This is a genomic window from Kribbella speibonae (assembly GCF_004331375.1).
GTDB classification, from domain to species: Bacteria; Actinomycetota; Actinomycetes; order Propionibacteriales; family Kribbellaceae; genus Kribbella; species Kribbella sindirgiensis.
Genome location: NZ_SJKC01000003.1, coordinates 321,773 through 338,209, shown reverse-complemented (window position 1 = coordinate 338,209; position 16,437 = coordinate 321,773). Strand labels below are relative to the sequence as shown.

Sequence of the window (16,437 nt, the reverse complement as noted above, 5' to 3'; positions counted from 1 at the left end):
GACGCTATGACCGGGGTGTTTCCACGTAGTCATCTTGTTGTTACGTCGCCGAAACGGCTCCCGCACACCTGCCAGCGGGTGGTGAGAGGTTCCGGCATGCCGCTGGGTACTGTTCGGGCTCAGGGCGGGACCAGACACCGAGGGGACGACGCCGTGCACGACGACGACCAGAACGCCGCCGACACCGCCGGAAAGCACCGCGCCGAGGGGACTCCGCACACCGGGGACGACGTGGTGCAGGGACGGCACGCCGACGACCAGCCTGGTGGCGAGACTGTTGGCCGGGTCACAGCCGAGGAGCAGCACAGCGACCGGGGACGCCCCCGCGGGCGCTGGGCGTGGCGCGGCGCGATCGCCGCCGTACTGATTCTGTGGCTCGTGCTGGGGTCGCTGGGCGGGCCCACGGTGGGGAAGCTGAGCGAGGTCCAGGAGAACGACAACGCCAATTTCCTTCCGAAACAGGCCGAATCCACGCTGGTCAGCAACGAGTCCGCGAAGTTCGTCGACTCCAAGGCGCTGCCGTACTTCGTCCTGATCGAACGTGACGCGGGTCTCACTCCGGCCGACCTGACGGCGGCGAACCAGTTCCTCGCCAAGGTGCCGACGCTGGACCTCGGCAACGGCAAGACCATCGGTGAGTACCTCGCGGCGCCGGCCAAGACCGTGATCCCGTCGGAGGACAAGAAGGCGCTACTGCTCACCGTCGAACTGGACGGCGACCGCGCCGACGAAGTGGTCAAGGAAGGCGAAACGGTGCTGTACGCCGTCGCCGAATCCCTGCGGACCGAGATCGGCCAAGACCTCACACCTACTGGTCTCAAGGTCTACGTGACCGGTCCGGGCGGCGTGTTCGCGGACTTCGTGGTCGCCTTCGGCGGCATCGACGGAATCCTTCTCGGAGTCGCCCTCGCGGTGGTGTTCGTCATCCTGCTGATCGTCTACCGCAGCCCGGTGCTGCCGATCGCGGTCCTGCTGACCGCGGTCTTCGGTCTCGCGCTGGCGGCGCTGGTGGTGTATCCGCTGGCCAAGAACGGCGTCCTGGAACTGAACGGACAGAGCCAGGGCATCCTGTTCATCCTGGTCGTCGGGGCCGCGACCGACTACTCACTGCTGCTCGTATCCCGTTACAAAGAGGAACTGCACGACTACACCAGCAAGTACGAGGCGATGCGGATCGCATGGCGGGCGTCGATCGAGCCGATCGCGGCCAGCGCGGCGACCGTCATCCTCGGTCTGCTCTGTCTGCTGCTGTCGCAGCTGGGCAGTACGAAGGGCCTCGGCCCGGTCGGAGCGATCGGCATCGCCGGAGCGCTGGTCGCCTCGATGAGCTTCCTGCCGGCGATCCTGCTCGCCTTCGGCCGGCGGATCTTCTGGCCGTCGATCCCCCGCGTCGACCACGTGCACGCCCGTGACCAGGTCGGCGGCCGCCGGCTGTGGGGCCGGGTGTCCGGGCTGGTCGGTCGCAGTCCGCGCAAGGTCTGGGTGGTCACCGCACTCGCGCTGCTGGGCTGTGCCGCGTTCCTGCCGACGTTCAAGGCGAGCGGGATCTCCCAGGAGGACCTGTTCCTTGACAAGCCCGAGTCGGTCGTCGGTCAGGCCGAGCTCGCCAAGCACTTCGACGCCGGCGCCGGTACGCCGGTCCAGATCCTGACCCCGAGCGCCCAGGCCGAGCAGGTGATCACGACCGCGTCAGCAGTCGACGGCGTCGGTACGGCGTCCGCGTCGGCGGCGCCCGGCGTACCGCCGAAGGTCGTCGACGGCAAGGTGCTGGTCCAGGCGACGCTGGAGGTGCCGGCCGATTCGCCGGCCGCGACCAAGGTGGTCGAGCACCTGCGCGCGGAACTCGACAAGGTCAGCCCGGACATCCTGGTCGGCGGCAACACCGCGATCAACCTCGACGTCCTGGACGCGAGTGAGCGCGACCTGCGGGTGATCATCCCAGCCATCCTGGCGGTGATCTTCGTCGTCCTGATGCTGTTGCTGCGCTCGATCGCCGCGGCCGTCCTGCTGGTGGTCGCGAACGTGATCTCGTTCGGCGCCACGGTCGGGGTGAGCGCGCTGGCGTTCAACCACGTGTTCGACTTCCCCGGTGCGGATCCGAGCATCCCGCTCTACGCATTCGTGTTCCTCGTTGCCCTGGGCATCGACTACTCGATCTTCCTGATGACCCGCGTCCGCGAGGAATCCCAGGAACACGGCACCAGACCCGGCATCCTGGTCGGACTCGCCGTCACCGGCGGCGTCATCACCTCCGCCGGCGTGGTCCTGGCCGCCACCTTCTCGGCCCTCGCCGTACTCCCCATCCTCTTCCTGGTCCAGATAGCCTTCATGGTCGCCTTCGGTGTCCTTCTCGACACCACCGTCGTCCGCTCCCTCCTGGTCCCCTCCATCGCCCACGACCTCGGCAAGAAGGTCTGGTGGCCCAGCAAGCTCGCGTCCTAGGGTGCGAGGTATGGAGACGTTCGAGGGCCGGGTTGTGGTGAACGACGGTGGCGGCGCCTGGGTGGAGGTGCCGGGCGCGGTGGTTGCTGCGTTGGGTGGGGGTGGGCGGATCCCGGTGCTGGCTACGTTTGACGGGGTGTCTTATCGCGGGTCGATCGCGTCGATGGGCGGCTGTATGGCGCTGGGGGTGCTGAAGAGCATTCGCAGTGACTTGGGGAAGGGGGATGGCGACGCGGTGACCGTGACGGTCGAGCGGGATACCGGCGAGCGGGTGGTGGAGGTGCCGGAGGATCTGGCGGCGGCGTTGGCGGACGCGGGAGTGCGGGAGGCGTTCGACGGGTTGAGCTACAGCCATCGGCGCGAGCACGTCAACGCGATCAATGACGCCAAGAAGCCGGAGACGCGAGCCCGGCGGATCGTGAAGGCTGTGGAGATGGTCAAGGCCTCTTGAGGGAGGCCAGTTCGGTGCGGTTGGAGACGTTGAGCTTGGCGTAGACATGGGCCAGGTGGGTCTTGACCGTGCCGCGGCTCATGAAGAGGCGCTCGGCGATCTCTGGGTTGCTGAGGCCTGCTACTGCGAGGGCGACGACCTGTTCCTCGGTTGGGGTGAGGCTGGCCCAGCCGGATGACGGGCGGCCGCGGGCACCTCGAGTACGCCGTGCATACGCGACGGCCTCGTCCAGCCCGAGCGGCGGGTCGTTCGAGGTTGTCAGTGGTGGAAGGTCGGGCGGTGTCGCGAGGCCGAGGTCTGCGCGGGCTGCGATTGCTGCGGTTGACAGGCGGGTGGCGTCGGGGGTGCGGTTGGTGTGGGTTGCCAGGAGCGCAAGGGATTCCAGGCTGTCGATGACGTACGTGCGCAGGCCGTGGTCGACGCGGATCGTGAGCGCCTGGTGCAGGAGGTCCGCGGCCTTGTCCGGGTGTTCGGTGATTGCGAGGCGGCCGAGTTGGTCCAGGGCGTCGGCGAGGATGCGCGGCAGGTTGTAGCGGCGCGCCAGGTCGACGGTTCGTTCCAGTAGTGCGGTCGCCTCCGCATGACGCCCGCGCGCGCGTTCGGCGGCGGCAACAGTCGGCAGGAGCATCGCCGGTACGAACGTGTTCGCGAGCGGACTGTCCGGCGCGGTCTCGCGGGCCAGCCAGTCGACCGTTGCGTCGTACTCGCCGCTCCAGAAGGAGATCAGCGCCATCACCTGACCGAGATTCGGTACGACGGCGCCGGCGGACTCGGCCAGGTCGAGCAGTGGTCGCATCAACTCGCGGGCTTCGTCGAGCCGTCCGGTGCGCACGAGCAGCGTCGCGAGTTGCCCGCGTGCGGTGCCGACGCGGTGGAAGTCGGCGAGCGGTTCGGCGGCGGCCAGGGCGCGTTCGGCGAGTTCGACGGCCTTCAAGGGTTCGCCGGTGGAGAGCAGGCTCTCGGACCAGACGGTCAGGACGGTCGAGGCGATCCCGCGTTCGCCGCTGCTGATCAGACCGTCGGCGGCGCGATCCAGGAGCGGGCGGAGGTCTTCGTGGCGATCCCACAGGGACAGCAGTACGCATTGCAGGGCGACGTTCGCGTTGCGGGCCGCTTCGTCGCCGATGCCGTCGGCCAGCCGTACGCCCTCCGCGGTCAGATCCCACGCTGTCTGGAAGTCGGTGAAGAACTCGCCGACCGCGACGAGTGCGAGGAAGAGAGAACGCAGGCGGTCGTCGTCCAGCTCGGTCGCGAGTTCGAGCCCGCGGCCCGCCGCGTCGTACCCGAACGGGTCGACCGTGTCGGCGACGGTCGCGTACCCGTAGAGCAAACGGGCCTGTAGCAACGTTCTGTCGTCCGGCGCGCGGTCGATCGCGCGGCGCAGGTAGCCGATGCCCTCGTTGCCGGTCGCCTGCAGGTTCCACAGCCAGCGGAGCGCAGCGGCCAGCCGGCGGCCGCGTTCGGGGTCGGCGGCGGAAAGTCCGGTTTCCAGGGCGGCGCGGTAGTTCTCGCGGTCCGGTTCGACGAGTGCGCGCCAGGCGTCGCGATCCTTGTCCAGCAAGGGTTCCGCGGCCTCGGCGACCTGGAGGTAGTGGTCGAGATGCCGGTCGCGTACGTCGTCGTCGGCCGTCACACGTGTTCCGGCGTACTCGCGGATCGTCTCGAGCAGGCGGTACCGGCCGTCCTCGGCGATGACGAGCGATTTGTCGACAAGGCGCGCCAGGGTGTCGAGTTCGGCTTCGCAGACGGCTGACGCGGCGTCCAGGGTGAATCCGCCGGCGAAGACCGACAGCCGGCGGAAGACCTGGCGCTCGGTGTCGTCGAGCAGGTCGTAGCTCCAGTCGATGGACGCGGCGAGTGTGCGCTGGCGCGCTGCGACTCCGCGAACGTTCTTCGTCAGCAGGCCGAATCGGTCGCTCAGACCTGCTTCGATCTGTTCGGGAGTCAAGGTCCGCGCCCAGGCGGCGGCCAGCTCCAGCGCAAGCGGGATGCCGTCGAGACGTGCGCAAATCGCCCGCACGGCACGATCCCCCGCCGCGGACGCTGGGGCGGGGGCGTTGGTGGTGGCGCGTTCGCGGAAGAGGGTTTCGGCTTCGGATGGGGAGAGGGGTGGGACGGGCCAGATTGCTTCGCCGGGGAGGGCGAGGGGCTCTCGGCTGGTGGCCAGCACGGTGATCTCGGGGCAGCCGGTTTGCAGTACGCCGACGAACTCGGCGGCTCCCTCGATGATCTGTTCGCAGTTGTCGAGGCAGATCAGCGCCCGCTTGCCGCGGAGCTGCCCGATGAGGAGACGGTCGCCGGGCTCGACCAGGAGACCGATCTCCACCGCGACCGTCTCCGGGATCTGCGCACTGTCGGTGACCGCGGAGAGGTCGACCCACCAGACGCCGTCGGGCCAGCGTTCGGCCAGCTCCGCAGCGGTTTGCGCGGCCAGGCGGGTCTTTCCGCTCCCTCCCGGTCCCGTGAGGGTGACGAGCCGGCTGCCGGACAGCTGTGTACGGAGCGCAGCGACCTGGGTCTCGCGGCCGACGAAGCTGGTGAACATCACCGGGAGGTTGTTCGGCACCAGGTCGAGGGAACGCAACGGCTCGGTCGTGGACGTCAGCTCGAAGATCCGCTCGGGCGACCCGAGATCCCGCAGCCGATGGACGCCGAGATCGCGCAACTGGCCGACCCAGGTGTCGGCGGCCGACTGGAGGGCGGCCGTGGTTGTTGTGGTTAGCAACGTCTGGCCTGGATTCGCCAGCGCCAGCAGGTGTTCGGCGTGGCGAACGGCCGGAGCGGTGGTCGGCGCGGTGTGCAGCGCGATACGGAGGAGTTCACCCGCGGGCACCCGGGAGGCCGCGTCACGCAGCGCCCCTGCCGCGGCGATCGCATCAGCCGCGTCGTCGTACAGCAGGACGGGCCACCCGGCGTCACGTCGTACCAACCGCTCCCCCGGCAGCTCGGCGGCAAGGCCCGCCAGGCGGGCGTAGGCGGGCGCGCTGGCGGCACCGGCGTACGACGCGATCAGGACTGTCACCCCACCCATGGGCGCCAGTCTGCCATTCGGGTTGCTAGGGGTCGCCGTTGTCGACAGTATTCGCTACCCTCCCGAATGGGGGGTCGAAGAAGTGAGGAGCCTGATGGCAGACACCACGTCGACTGACCACGGACGATTCGCGCTACCGACCAAGAACCTGCCCGCACCGCAGGTTCGCGACCTTCCCGAACCGCCCACCAAGACCTGGAAGATCATCGGCCCCGGCATGGTCGGCGCCGGGGTGGGACTGGCGTCGGGAGAGTTCATCCTCTGGCCCTACATCTCCAGCCAGGTCGGCCTGGTGTTCCTCTGGGGCGCCGTCGTCGGCGTGGTGGTCCAGTGGTTCCTCAACATGGAGATCGAGCGGTACACGCTGGCAACTGGTGAGACAGCGTTGACCGGCTTCAACCGGTACGGGAAGCACTGGGGCCTGTTCTTCGCGATCATGACGTACTTCGCGAACCTCTGGCCCGGCTGGGCGACCAGCTCGGCGAGCATGCTCACGTACCTGTTCGGCGCCGGCAACCCGCGCTGGATCGCGATCGGCATGCTGGTACTGATCGGCGCGATCCTGACCCTCGCACCGGTCGTCTACGTGATGCTCGAGCGGCTGATCGCGGTGAAGATCGCGGCCGTCGCGCTGCTGGTGATCCTCGCGCTCGCGTTCGCGATCCGCGGGAAGACGTACAGCGCGCTCGGGGACGCGGTCACGCAGCCGCAGTTCCCGGCCGAGCAGCTCGGGTTCGCGCTGGTGATGGGCGCGATCGCGTACGCCGGTGCCGGCGGCGGACAGAACCTCGTGCAGAGCAACTGGATCCGCGACAAGGGCTTCGGGATGGGCGTGCACGTACCGCGGCTGACGTCACCGGTGACCGGTGAGACCGAGGCCGACCCGACCGCCAACGGGTACACGTTCCCGCCGAACGACGAGAACCTGGCCCGCTGGAAGCGCTGGTGGAAGTTCGCGAACATCGAGCAGGCCGCGACCTTCGTGGCGATCACCGTGGTGACGATCATCTTCACCTCGATGCTCGCGCACTCCACGCTGTTCGGCGACAGCGCGGTGAAGAACAACATCGGCTTCCTGAAGATCGAGGGTACGACGCTGCAGACCCTGGTAGGTGGCTGGTTCGGCTACCTGTTCTGGGCGATCGGCGCCTTCTCGCTGTTCGCCGCGGCGGCCGGCATCGTCGACTACACGTCCCGGCTGTCGGCCGACATGGTCAAGGCCCGCTATCTTCGCGAATCGAAGATCTCCGAGTCCAAGCTGTACTTCTGGCTGGTCTGGGGACTGGTTGCCTTCGGCATCATCGTGCTGCTGGCGGGTCTCACCCAGCCGCTGGTGCTCCTGGTGATCTCCGCCTGCACCGCCGGCACCATGATGTTCATCTACTCCGGCCTGCTCTGGTGGATGAACTCGAGGGCCCTGCCCCGCGCCATCCGGATCACCACCTGGCGCTCCGCGGTCCTCTGGTTCTCCTTCCTGGCCTTCGGCTTCCTGGCCGTCTTCACCATCATCGACCAGGCAAAGAAGCTGTAGCGCCAGCCTCATCCCCAGCCGAGGAAGTCGATGACGGCTTCCTCGGCTGCGGTACGTCGTTCCAGCTCGACGCCCTCCCGGACCTTGCGGTAAAGGTCGACAGCTGCCCTCAGCGCGCGGAGGCATTCGTCGGCGTCCACGGTCGCAACCGTCGCACTCAGCTCCGGCACGAGCTCGGGCGCCAGCGTCTCCAAGCGTCGTACGCCGGCCGGTCTCGCCGTACGGCCGAGCGTGGCCAGCGGCGCGATCGCCACCGACCGCACTGCGCCGAGCGCTTCGATCGCCTCGAACAGCTCACCGCGCGCGACCTTCACCGCGGTGTAGTGCACCCAGACCCAGATCCGGTCCTCGATCCACTGCGGATCGGGCTGCGGCCAGGCCGGCGTGCTCTCCTGCCGCACCCGGTCGACGGTGTCGTCGCGCTGCCACAGCACCACGCCGTCCTCGACGCGCGTCCGCAGCCCGTCCGGCGTCACGAACTTGAGGTCCACGTGAACGAGCGGCGGTCCGTAGAGGGCGATCAACAGCCGCGGCTCGCCCACGTGCTCGCCGGTGAAACTCGACAGCAACGGCCCGACCCGGCCCGCGAACTCCTTCGCCTCGGCGAGGCAGGCCGGCTGGTCTTCGTCCCTACACACCAGCACGAGGTCGAGATCCGAGTACTCGTCACTGGTGCCGGTGGCAACCGATCCTCCTGCCAGCACCGCCAACACCCGCGGATCGCGCTCCGCCTCGGCCACCACGTTGTCCGCCACCACCCGGAGATGTTCCGGAATCATGCTCACCAATCCTCCCTGGATCAGGTCAGCAGACCATCATCACACGCCCCCAACCAGCACGCGAACGGATTACCCACGCAAGCTCCCGCCGTGCGGTGAAGAAGCTGTGAGGAGACTCCGAACCTCCTCCGCCTGCGGCAGGCCGTACCGGCTGTAGAGCTCCAACGCGAGCCGCCACTGCACCTGAGCGGGCTCGGCCTCCCCGAGCCCGCTCAGCGCGTCACCCAGCGAATGCCTGGTCCGCGCCTCCTGCTCACCACTGTTGCCCCCGATCAACACCAGCGCCTCTTCGAGATAACCCTGCGCAGCTTCGTACGACGCCAACTCGACCTCGACCGCACCGAGCGCCTGGAGGCATTCGGCCACCCCGAACGGGCTTTCGGACTCTTTGACCTCAGCCAATTGCGTACGCAGGCAGCTGCGCGCGTTCTCGGGCCGGCCGCAGCGTCGATAGGCGTCGGCGATGAAGTGCACAATCCACTGGTAAGAACCTGGGTAACGTCTGCGGGTCAGGTTCGCAGCCAGCTCGAACTCGCGGTCCTGCTCCGCGAACCGGCCGAGCCGGCCGGCGATGACTCCGAGGGTGAATCGCGCCTCCCCTTCGGTGGTCTCTTCACCGGTGCTGAGTGCGAGCGCCAGCCCGGCCTGGGCCTGCGCCATGGCCTCGTCCAGCCTGTCCAGTCGCTCCAGGGATTGGGCAAGGCCGAGCATGCAGTAGATCAGCATCCACTGATAGCCCTGCGCTGCGGCCGCCTCGCGCGCAACTGTCATGTGAACCGCCGCCGTCTCGAAATCCGACAGGGCCCAGTAATGCCGCGCCAAGTAGTGTTCGATCGTGGCGTGCGCCCGAGGCGAGGCGCAGCTCGGATCGCGCCGCAGCGCCATCGCCGCCGCGTCGGTCAGCTGTGCACCCTCGGCATGGCGACCACGGTCAGCCCAGAACAACGCCATGCCGACCGCGAGTCTGACGACGGTCGCGAGGTCGGAGTGCGATCCCGCCATCAGTCGTCGGGCAGCAGCGAGGATCTCCGTCGCCTCCGCGTCCAGCCAGGTCAGGATCTCCTCGTACTCGAGGTCATCGGTTCCAGCGAGCCACAGCTCGTCGAGCCATTCCCGTGAGAACGGGTCCCCGATGCCGCGCCTCGTCCGGGCCCGCCAGGCCATCGCCACGTACAAGGCCATGACACGATCCCTGGCAGCAAGGCGGTCTGCTTCGGTGGTTGGGAGTTCCCCGGCGTACGCGCGGACCAGGTCGTGGAACTGGTAGCGCCGTGGCGCGGGCGACTCCAGTAGATGTAGGTCGACCAGGTGCTCCAGCAGCGGCTCGAGCTCTGCCTCCGGTCGATCTGCCAGGCGCGCGGCGACCTTGAGATCGAACCCGGAGCCCTCGTGCACTCCGAGCAGCCCGAAGACCTCCTTGGCAGCGGCGTCCTGCTCGGTTGCCGCAGTCAACGACAACTCGATGCTCGTTCGTACGTCGAGATCGCCGAGCGCCAGCTCGTCGAGGCGTCGGCGGTTCGTCTCCAACCGTTGGGCGAAGTACTCCACGCTCCACGACGGTTGTGCGGCGAGCCGGGCTCCCGCGATCCGGAGCGCCAGGGGGAGACCGCCGCACAGTCGTACGACGGCCCGCGCGTTGACAGGATCCGACGCCGTGCGCTCGTCGCCAACGACCTGCGCCAGCAGCGAGAGTGCTTCGGATTCGGGGAGCGCGTCCAGCGCGAGGTGCGCCGCACCGGGCAGGTTCGTCAGCGCACGGCGACCGGTGATGAGCACTGCGCAGGTCGAGGTCCCAGGGAGCAGCGGCAAGACCTGCGACGCCGTCGCCGCGTTGTCCAGGAAGACGAGCATCCGCCGGCCGGCCAGCACCGAGCGGTATCTGGCCGCGATCTCGTCGACGCTCGACGGACTGTCGCCCACCTGGACTCCGAGGCTGCCCAGTAGCCGGCCGAGCGCCTCCGCGGCGGTCATCGGCTCACCGGGACCGAAGCCACGCAGGTTCAGGTACAGCTGGCCGTCCGGAAACTGATCGGCGACCCGATGCGCGACATGGACGCCGAGCGCCGTTTTGCCGATCCCGCCCATGCCGGCGAGCGCGGAGATCACGACGACGCCCTGCCGAGACTCACCGGACAGGAACAGCTTCTCGACGTTGTCGACCTGTTGGTCGCGGCCCGAGAAGTCCTGCAGGTCGTCCGGCAGCTGCTCGGGTACCTGCCGGGTCGTGCGCGATCGGGTGGCCGCGGCAACGAGTTCCGCGCGCTCGTCCTCCGTCAGTCCGAGGCCGTCGCTCAGGAGCTTCACTGTCTGCGGACGCGGGTGCCGGCGCCGGCCGGCCTCCAAGGTCTTGACGGCCTCGACGCTGACGGCGGAGAGCTCGGCCAGCTTCTCCTGGGAGAAGCCGGCTGCTTTGCGGAACCTCCGGAGTACCGCGCCGAACTCAGACACGGGGGCCGTAGGCCTCCGGGGCGCCGTTGGCGGTGGTGAAGAGGGAGTAGACGGAGGTGGTCGCGGTGAGGAACAGGCGGTTGCGCTTGGGGCCGCCCCAGGTGAGGTTGCTGACGGTTTCGGGGACCAGGAGTTTGCCGAGCAGCGTGCCGTCGGGGTGGTAGACGTGCACGCCGTCCGCGGCCGACGCCCAGACGCGGCCCTGGGTGTCGAGGCGGATGCCGTCGAAGATGCCGTTGCCGCATTCGGCGAACAGTTCGCCGCCGCTCAGTGTGCCGCCGTCGACGCTGAAGACGCGGATCGTCGCCTCCTCCGAATCGGTGATGTAGAGCAACGACTCGTCGAGCGAGAACGCGAGCCCGTTCGGGCGGTTGAAGTCGTCGGCGACGCGGGTCAGCGCACCGTCCGGCGCGACCCGGTACACATGGCAGCCGCCGGTCTCGATCTCGCCCTTGTACCCCTCGTAGTCGCTGTCGATCCCGTACGCCGGATCCGTGAACCAGACCGATCCGTCCCGCTTCACCACCACGTCGTTCGGGCTGTTCAAACGTTTTCCGTCGTACTCGTGGGCAAGCACGGTGATGCCGCCGTGGTGCTCGGTCCGCGTCACCCGTCGGTTGCCGTGCTCGCAGCTGACCAGCCGGCCCTCGGTGTCGCGGGTGTGGCCGTTGGTGTTTCCGGCTGGATTCCGGAAAACGGAAACCTGGTACGACGTCTCGTCCCAGCGCAGGATCCGGTCGTTCGGGATGTCGCTCCAGAGCAGGTAGCGGCCCGCGGCGGAGTACACCGGACCCTCGACCCAGCGGCCGCCGGTCCACAGCCGTTCGAGCCGGCTGTCACCGCGGATCCCCGCGAACCGGTCGTCCAGCTTCTCCCAGACAGCCGGCGCGGTTCCGGCCAACGGCTCGAGAATTCCCGTCATCACGACTCCTCCTGATTTGGATCTCTCGCACCGAAGGATATGCGGGGCTACGCCTTACCGCTGAGCGGTGGACAGCCAGGACCAGACCGAGGTGGTCGCGGTGATGAACAGGCGGTTGCCCTTCGGACCGCCGAAGGTCAGGTTGGACACCACGTCCGGCAGCAGCAGTTTGCCGATCAGCGTGCCGTCCGGGTCGAAGCAGTGCACACCCTCGTGCGTCGCCGCCCAGACCCGGCCGGTGCTGTCCAGCCGGATACCGTCGAACATCCCGCCCTCGCACGGCGCGAACACCTCGCCGCCGAGGAGCTTGTCGCCGTCGACGTCTAACCGGCGGATGTGCTTGCCCGGGGTGTCGACGACGTACAACTGGGTCTCGTCGTTGGAGAACGCGAGGCCGTTCGGCCGGATGAAGTCGTCCGCGACGACGGTCAGCGCGCCGTCCGGGGCGATCCGGTAGACGTGGCAGCCGTCGATCTCCTGCTCGGCGGCATGCCCTTCGTAGCTCGAGGTGATGCCGTACGGCGGGTCGGTGAACCAGATCGATCCGTCGCTACGCTCGACCACGTCGTTCGGGCTGTTCAACCGTTTTCCGTCGAGATGCGACGCGAGGACCGTGCGAGTGCCGTCGTACTCAGTTCTGATGACCTGGCGGTCGCCCTGCGAGCAGCTGATCAGGCGGCCGGCGCGGTCGATCGTGTTGCCGTTGACGTAGCCGGACGGCGCGCGGAAAACGCTGACCTGGCCGGACAACTCGTCCCAGCGGAGCAGCCGGTCGTTCGGGATGTCGCTGAAGACGAGGCAGCGCCACGCCGGGGAGTACGCCGGTCCTTCGAGCCAGCGGCCGCCGTCGTACAGGCATTCGAGGTACTCGTCGCCCGCGATCTTGGTGAAGCGCTCGTCGAGGACCACGAGCTCGGCCCGGAGCCGCGGCGGTGCGGCATTGAGTGTGATCGTCATGCGCGGAACGCTATCCTGTTGCTGACAGTTCAGACAGAACGAGATTTGGTTTGTGATCGATATGACAGTAGATGATGTGGATCGCGGGTTGCTGGCCGCGTTGCGGGAGGACGCCGGGCAGTCGTACGCCGCGCTCGGGCAGGCGGTCGGGCTCTCGGCCGGATCCGCCCACGAACGGGTCCGGAAACTGAAGGCGGCCGGCGTGATCCGGCGTACGACGATCGACGTCGACCCGGCCGCGGTCGGGCTCGGCGTACTGGCGTTCGTCCTGCTCGAGTCGGGGGCCTGGATGGGCGACGAGCCGACCCTGAAGGCGCTGCGGAAGATCCCTGCGGTCGAGGAAGCGCACATCATCGCCGGGCCGGCCTCGGTGCTGGTGAAGGTCCGCACGGCGACCACCGAGGACCTGCAGTCGACCCTGCGCGCGCTCCACCAGGTGGACGGGGTGACCAGCACTCAGACAGTCGTGGTTCTGGAGACGTTCTTCGAGGGACAACCCACCGTGCTGTGATCGTGGTGTGAGCAACACCCTGCCCGCAGGACGGCCCCTTGACCCTAGACTCGGGCCAGCCGAAGGGAGCCGCTGTGTCCGACAGCTTGCAGATCACCAAGGTGCTGGTCGCCAACCGGGGCGAGATCGCCGTCCGGGTCGTCCGGGCCGCCGCCGACGCGGGGCTGGGCAGCGTCGCCATGTACGCCGACCAGGACCGGGACGCGCTGTTCGTGCGGCTCGCCGACGAGGCCTACGCGCTGGACGGGTCGACACCGGCCGACTCCTACCTGAACATCGCCAAGATCCTGGACATCGCGGCCCGCTCCGGCGCGAACGCCGTACATCCGGGCTACGGGTTCCTGGCCGAGAACGCCGAGTTCGCCCAGGCGGTGATCGACGCCGGGCTGATCTGGATCGGGCCGCCGCCGTCGGCGATCGACTCGCTGGGCGACAAGGTCAAGGCGCGGCACATCGCGGAGAAGGTCGGCGCACCGCAGGTCCCCGGCACGCCGGACCCGGTGGCCGGCGCCGACGAGGTCGTTGCCTTCGCGCAGGAGTACGGGCTGCCGATCGCGATCAAGGCGGCGTACGGCGGTGGCGGGCGCGGGATGAAGGTCGCGCGCACGCTGGAGGAAGTACCGGAGCTGTTCGAGTCCGCGACCCGGGAAGCCGTCAGCGCGTTCGGCCGCGGTGAGTGCTTCGTCGAGCGGTACCTGGACAAGCCGCGGCACGTCGAGACCCAGTGCCTGGCCGATGCCCACGGCAACGTTGTCGTCGTGTCCACGCGGGACTGCTCGCTGCAGCGCCGGTACCAGAAGCTCGTCGAGGAGGCGCCGGCGCCGTTCCTGTCGGCCGAGCAGCTCTCGCTCCTGTACGACTCGTCGAAGAAGATCCTCCGCGAGGCCGGGTACGTCGGCGCCGGGACGTGCGAGTTCCTGGTCGGCCAGGACGGGCTGATCTCGTTCCTCGAGGTGAACACCCGCCTGCAGGTCGAGCACCCGGTCTCCGAAGAGGTCACCGGTCTGGATCTGGTGCGGGAGATGTTCCGGATCGCCCAGGGCGAGGAACTCGGGTACGACGACCCTGTGGTCTCCGGTCACTCGATCGAGTTCCGGATCAACGCCGAGGACGGCGGGCGCGGGTTCCTGCCCGCTCCGGGGACGCTGACGCGCTGGCACGCGCCGTCGGGTCCGGGGATCCGTCTCGACGGCGGGTACGACCAGGGCGAGACCGTGCCGGGCGCGTTCGACTCGCTGGTCGCGAAGCTGATCGTGACCGGGCGGGACCGGCAGCAGGCGCTCGAGCGGTCGCGGCGGGCGCTTCGTGAATTCGTGGTCGAGGGGATGCCGACGGTTATTCCGTTCCACGCCGCGGTCGTGTCCGACCCCGCGTTCGTCGGGACGGACGGGTTCAAGGTCCACACCCGCTGGATCGAGACCGAGTACGACAACCAGCTCACGCCGTACGACGGTCCGACGGCCGAGGCAACGTCCGACGACGAGCGCGAGAAGGTCACCGTCGAGGTCGGTGGTAAGCGGCTCGAGGTCGTCCTGCCCGCCGGGCTCGGTGCGGTCGGTGCCGCTCCGGCCGCCGGGTCGTCGAAGAAGAAGCCGTCGCGGCGGGCGGGCGGTACGAAGAGCTCGGCCGCGTCCGGTGATTCGCTGACGTCGCCGATGCAGGGCACGATCGTCAAGATCGCCGTCGAGGAAGGCGCGACGGTGGCCGAGGGCGACCTAATCGTGGTCCTCGAGGCGATGAAGATGGAGCAGCCCCTGAACGCCCACAAATCCGGCACCGTCACCGGCCTCACCGCCGAGGTCGGCGCCACCGTCTCAGCCGGCGCCGCCATCTGCGAAATCAAGGACTAATGCCCGCAGACGCCGGGGACGGCCCGGCGCAGGACGCCGCCGACGATCCGGCGTACTCGCGTGCCGGCGACGACGCGGTGGATCTGCCGTTGCCGGTCGTCGACGCGGTTGCGTTTGATTGTGTGGATCAGGACGCGCTGAGCCGGTTCTGGCAGGCGCTGGTCGGCGGCGAACTCCGCCCCGACCAGCACGGCGTCACCGAACTCCACGGCGGCGCGGTCCGCCTGGACTTCGCCCAGGTCCCCGAAGGCAAGCAGGTCCGCAAGAACCGCGTCCACCTGGACCTCTACGTCCCCCCGGAAACCAAGGACCGCTCCATCACCCGAGCCCTCACCCTCGGCGCCACCCGAGCCGACGACATCTACGACGGCCCCCTCTGGCAATGCCTGCGAGACCCCGAAGGCAACGAGTTCTGCCTCATCTGGGGCGCCGACCACCCCTGAACCTCCCTCGGCCCTCTCCCGCCTTTGGTGGGTAGGCGTCCGAGATGCTGGGTTTAAGTCCCGGATCTCGTGCGCCAACCCAGCATCTCGGACGTCAACCCACGAGAGGTGGGGCAGGCGGGTGGGCGGGAGTTCACGATTCGGGTGGATTGACAGACAGTTCTCAGGTTTTCGCTGTAGGTTCCCTGCAGGTGTCTCGGTGAGGAGGGTTACTGCATGTCCAAGAAGACCCATCAGCAGCAGTTGGCGGCGCGGAAGGCGAAGCGGCAGGCTGAGCGGGAGAGCGAGCGGCGGCGGCAGCGGCGGAATCTGGGGATCACCGTGACTGCGGTCGCGGCGGTGGTCGTGGTTCTCGTGGGGGTCTTCGTGGTGTTCGGGGTGGGTGGCGACGACAAGCCGGCCGCGTTGGCGTCGGCGCCGGCGGAGAACAAGCCGGCCAGTATCCCGACCGCGATGGCGGCGGCCCCGAAGCGGGCGACGCCGCTCGCGTCCGAGGTGAACTGCACGTACAAGAAGTCCGCCGAACCGGCCGCGAAGAAAGTCGATCCGCCGGCCGACGGGAAGACCAAGGCGTCGGGTACGTCGAAGGTCAGCCTGAACACGTCCATCGGCGATCTGCAGCTCACGCTGGACAGCGCGCTGGCGCCGTGCACGGTGAAGAACTTCTTGAGCCTGGTCGGGCAGAAGTACTTCGACAACACCAAGTGTCACCGGCTGACGGTCGGTGAGGGCCTGCAGGTGCTGCAGTGCGGCGACCCGAGTGGGACCGGCTCCGGTGGGCCGGGGTACAGCTTCGCGGACGAGGTGTACCCGACGCTGAAGTACGGCCGCGGCATCCTCGCGATGGCGAACTCGGGCGCTAACACGAACGGCAGTCAGTTCTTCATCGTGTACGGCGATGCGTCCGGCCTGACCCCGCAGTACACGGCGTTCGGGACGATCGACGAGCCGAGCGTGAAGCTGATCGACAAGGTCGCGGAGGCCGGCGTCACCCCGCAGAACGGCCCGCAGGACGGTAGCCCGATCATCCCGGTGGACATCAAGTCCGCCACCGCAGCAGCCTGAAACAAGA

At 68.4% G+C, this 16,437-nt stretch carries 12 protein-coding genes; 7 read left to right on the top strand and 5 right to left on the bottom strand.

Translation table 11 applies throughout. From position 1 onward, the window contains the following. Positions 1-96: 96 nt before the first annotated feature. Positions 97-2,442 (top strand): MMPL family transporter, encoded by a 2,346-nt coding sequence (locus E0H92_RS22870; RefSeq protein WP_238152519.1) that lies wholly within the window; start codon positions 97-99, stop codon positions 2,440-2,442. 10 nt (positions 2,443-2,452) lie between these two features. Further along, a complete protein-coding gene (locus E0H92_RS22865) occupies positions 2,453-2,893 on the top strand; it encodes a YdeI/OmpD-associated family protein (RefSeq protein WP_131460251.1) in 441 nt (146 codons plus the stop codon). On the opposite strand, the gene E0H92_RS45535 is transcribed toward E0H92_RS22865, so the two are convergent. After that, entirely contained in the window at positions 2,880-5,924 is a 3,045-nt protein-coding gene (locus E0H92_RS45535) for a helix-turn-helix transcriptional regulator (RefSeq protein WP_131497662.1), read from the bottom strand. The two genes, E0H92_RS22865 and E0H92_RS45535, sit on opposite strands and share 14 nt — an antisense overlap. Before the next feature lie 94 nt (positions 5,925-6,018). Between E0H92_RS45535 and E0H92_RS22855 the strand changes: the two genes are divergently transcribed. Further along, entirely contained in the window at positions 6,019-7,455 is a 1,437-nt protein-coding gene (locus E0H92_RS22855; RefSeq protein ID WP_131497661.1) for an Nramp family divalent metal transporter, read from the top strand. An 8-nt stretch (positions 7,456-7,463) separates the two neighbouring features. On the opposite strand, the gene E0H92_RS22850 is transcribed toward E0H92_RS22855, so the two are convergent. The 4 genes from E0H92_RS22850 to E0H92_RS22835 form a co-directional block, all read right to left on the bottom strand. Next, the gene (locus E0H92_RS22850; RefSeq protein ID WP_131497660.1) at positions 7,464-8,234 is read right to left on the bottom strand and encodes a nucleotidyltransferase domain-containing protein; all 771 of its coding nucleotides are present in this window, start codon (positions 8,232-8,234) and stop codon (positions 7,464-7,466) included. 69 nt (positions 8,235-8,303) lie between these two features. After that, positions 8,304-10,682: an ATP-binding protein gene (locus E0H92_RS22845; RefSeq protein WP_131497659.1), complete on the bottom strand. Its 2,379-nt coding sequence runs from the start codon at positions 10,680-10,682 to the stop codon at positions 8,304-8,306. Next, positions 10,675-11,604 (bottom strand): SMP-30/gluconolactonase/LRE family protein, encoded by a 930-nt coding sequence (locus E0H92_RS22840; protein ID WP_131497658.1) that lies wholly within the window; start codon positions 11,602-11,604, stop codon positions 10,675-10,677. Before E0H92_RS22840 ends, E0H92_RS22845 begins: the two co-directional genes overlap by 8 nt. A gap of 54 nt (positions 11,605-11,658) precedes the next feature. Next, on the bottom strand, positions 11,659-12,561 hold the full coding sequence (locus E0H92_RS22835; RefSeq protein WP_131460257.1) for an SMP-30/gluconolactonase/LRE family protein: 903 nt from the start codon (positions 12,559-12,561) through the stop codon (positions 11,659-11,661). A gap of 61 nt (positions 12,562-12,622) precedes the next feature. On the opposite strand from E0H92_RS22835, the gene E0H92_RS22830 reads away from it, so the two are divergent. The 4 genes from E0H92_RS22830 to E0H92_RS22815 all read left to right on the top strand — a co-directional run bounded on the left by E0H92_RS22830 (position 12,623) and on the right by E0H92_RS22815 (position 16,430). Next, entirely contained in the window at positions 12,623-13,072 is a 450-nt protein-coding gene (locus tag E0H92_RS22830) for an Lrp/AsnC family transcriptional regulator (RefSeq protein WP_131460258.1), read from the top strand. 74 nt (positions 13,073-13,146) lie between these two features. Beyond that, a complete protein-coding gene (locus E0H92_RS22825; RefSeq protein ID WP_131497657.1) occupies positions 13,147-14,922 on the top strand; it encodes an acetyl/propionyl/methylcrotonyl-CoA carboxylase subunit alpha in 1,776 nt (591 codons plus the stop codon). After that, positions 14,922-15,365, top strand: a complete 444-nt coding sequence (locus E0H92_RS44240) for a VOC family protein (RefSeq protein WP_165549918.1) — start codon at positions 14,922-14,924, stop codon at positions 15,363-15,365. Before E0H92_RS22825 ends, E0H92_RS44240 begins: the two co-directional genes overlap by 1 nt. 216 nt (positions 15,366-15,581) lie before the next feature. Beyond that, positions 15,582-16,430 (top strand): peptidylprolyl isomerase, encoded by an 849-nt coding sequence (locus E0H92_RS22815; protein WP_131497656.1) that lies wholly within the window; start codon positions 15,582-15,584, stop codon positions 16,428-16,430. The last annotated feature ends 7 nt before the right edge of the window (positions 16,431-16,437 follow it).

Coding starts and splice junctions, on each gene's coding strand:
- E0H92_RS22850 (WP_131497660.1), bottom strand. CDS start 8,234: ATGATTCCGGAACATCTCCGGGTGGTGGCGGACAACGTGGTGGCCGAG.
- E0H92_RS22855 (WP_131497661.1), top strand. CDS start 6,019: ATGGCAGACACCACGTCGACTGACCACGGACGATTCGCGCTACCGACC.
- E0H92_RS44240 (WP_165549918.1), top strand. CDS start 14,922: ATGCCCGCAGACGCCGGGGACGGCCCGGCGCAGGACGCCGCCGACGAT.
- E0H92_RS22870 (WP_238152519.1), top strand. CDS start 97: ATGCCGCTGGGTACTGTTCGGGCTCAGGGCGGGACCAGACACCGAGGG.
- E0H92_RS22835 (WP_131460257.1), bottom strand. CDS start 12,561: ATGACGATCACACTCAATGCCGCACCGCCGCGGCTCCGGGCCGAGCTC.
- E0H92_RS22865 (WP_131460251.1), top strand. CDS start 2,453: ATGGAGACGTTCGAGGGCCGGGTTGTGGTGAACGACGGTGGCGGCGCC.
- E0H92_RS45535 (WP_131497662.1), bottom strand. CDS start 5,924: ATGGGTGGGGTGACAGTCCTGATCGCGTCGTACGCCGGTGCCGCCAGC.
- E0H92_RS22815 (WP_131497656.1), top strand. CDS start 15,582: ATGTCCAAGAAGACCCATCAGCAGCAGTTGGCGGCGCGGAAGGCGAAG.
- E0H92_RS22840 (WP_131497658.1), bottom strand. CDS start 11,604: ATGACGGGAATTCTCGAGCCGTTGGCCGGAACCGCGCCGGCTGTCTGG.
- E0H92_RS22830 (WP_131460258.1), top strand. CDS start 12,623: ATGACAGTAGATGATGTGGATCGCGGGTTGCTGGCCGCGTTGCGGGAG.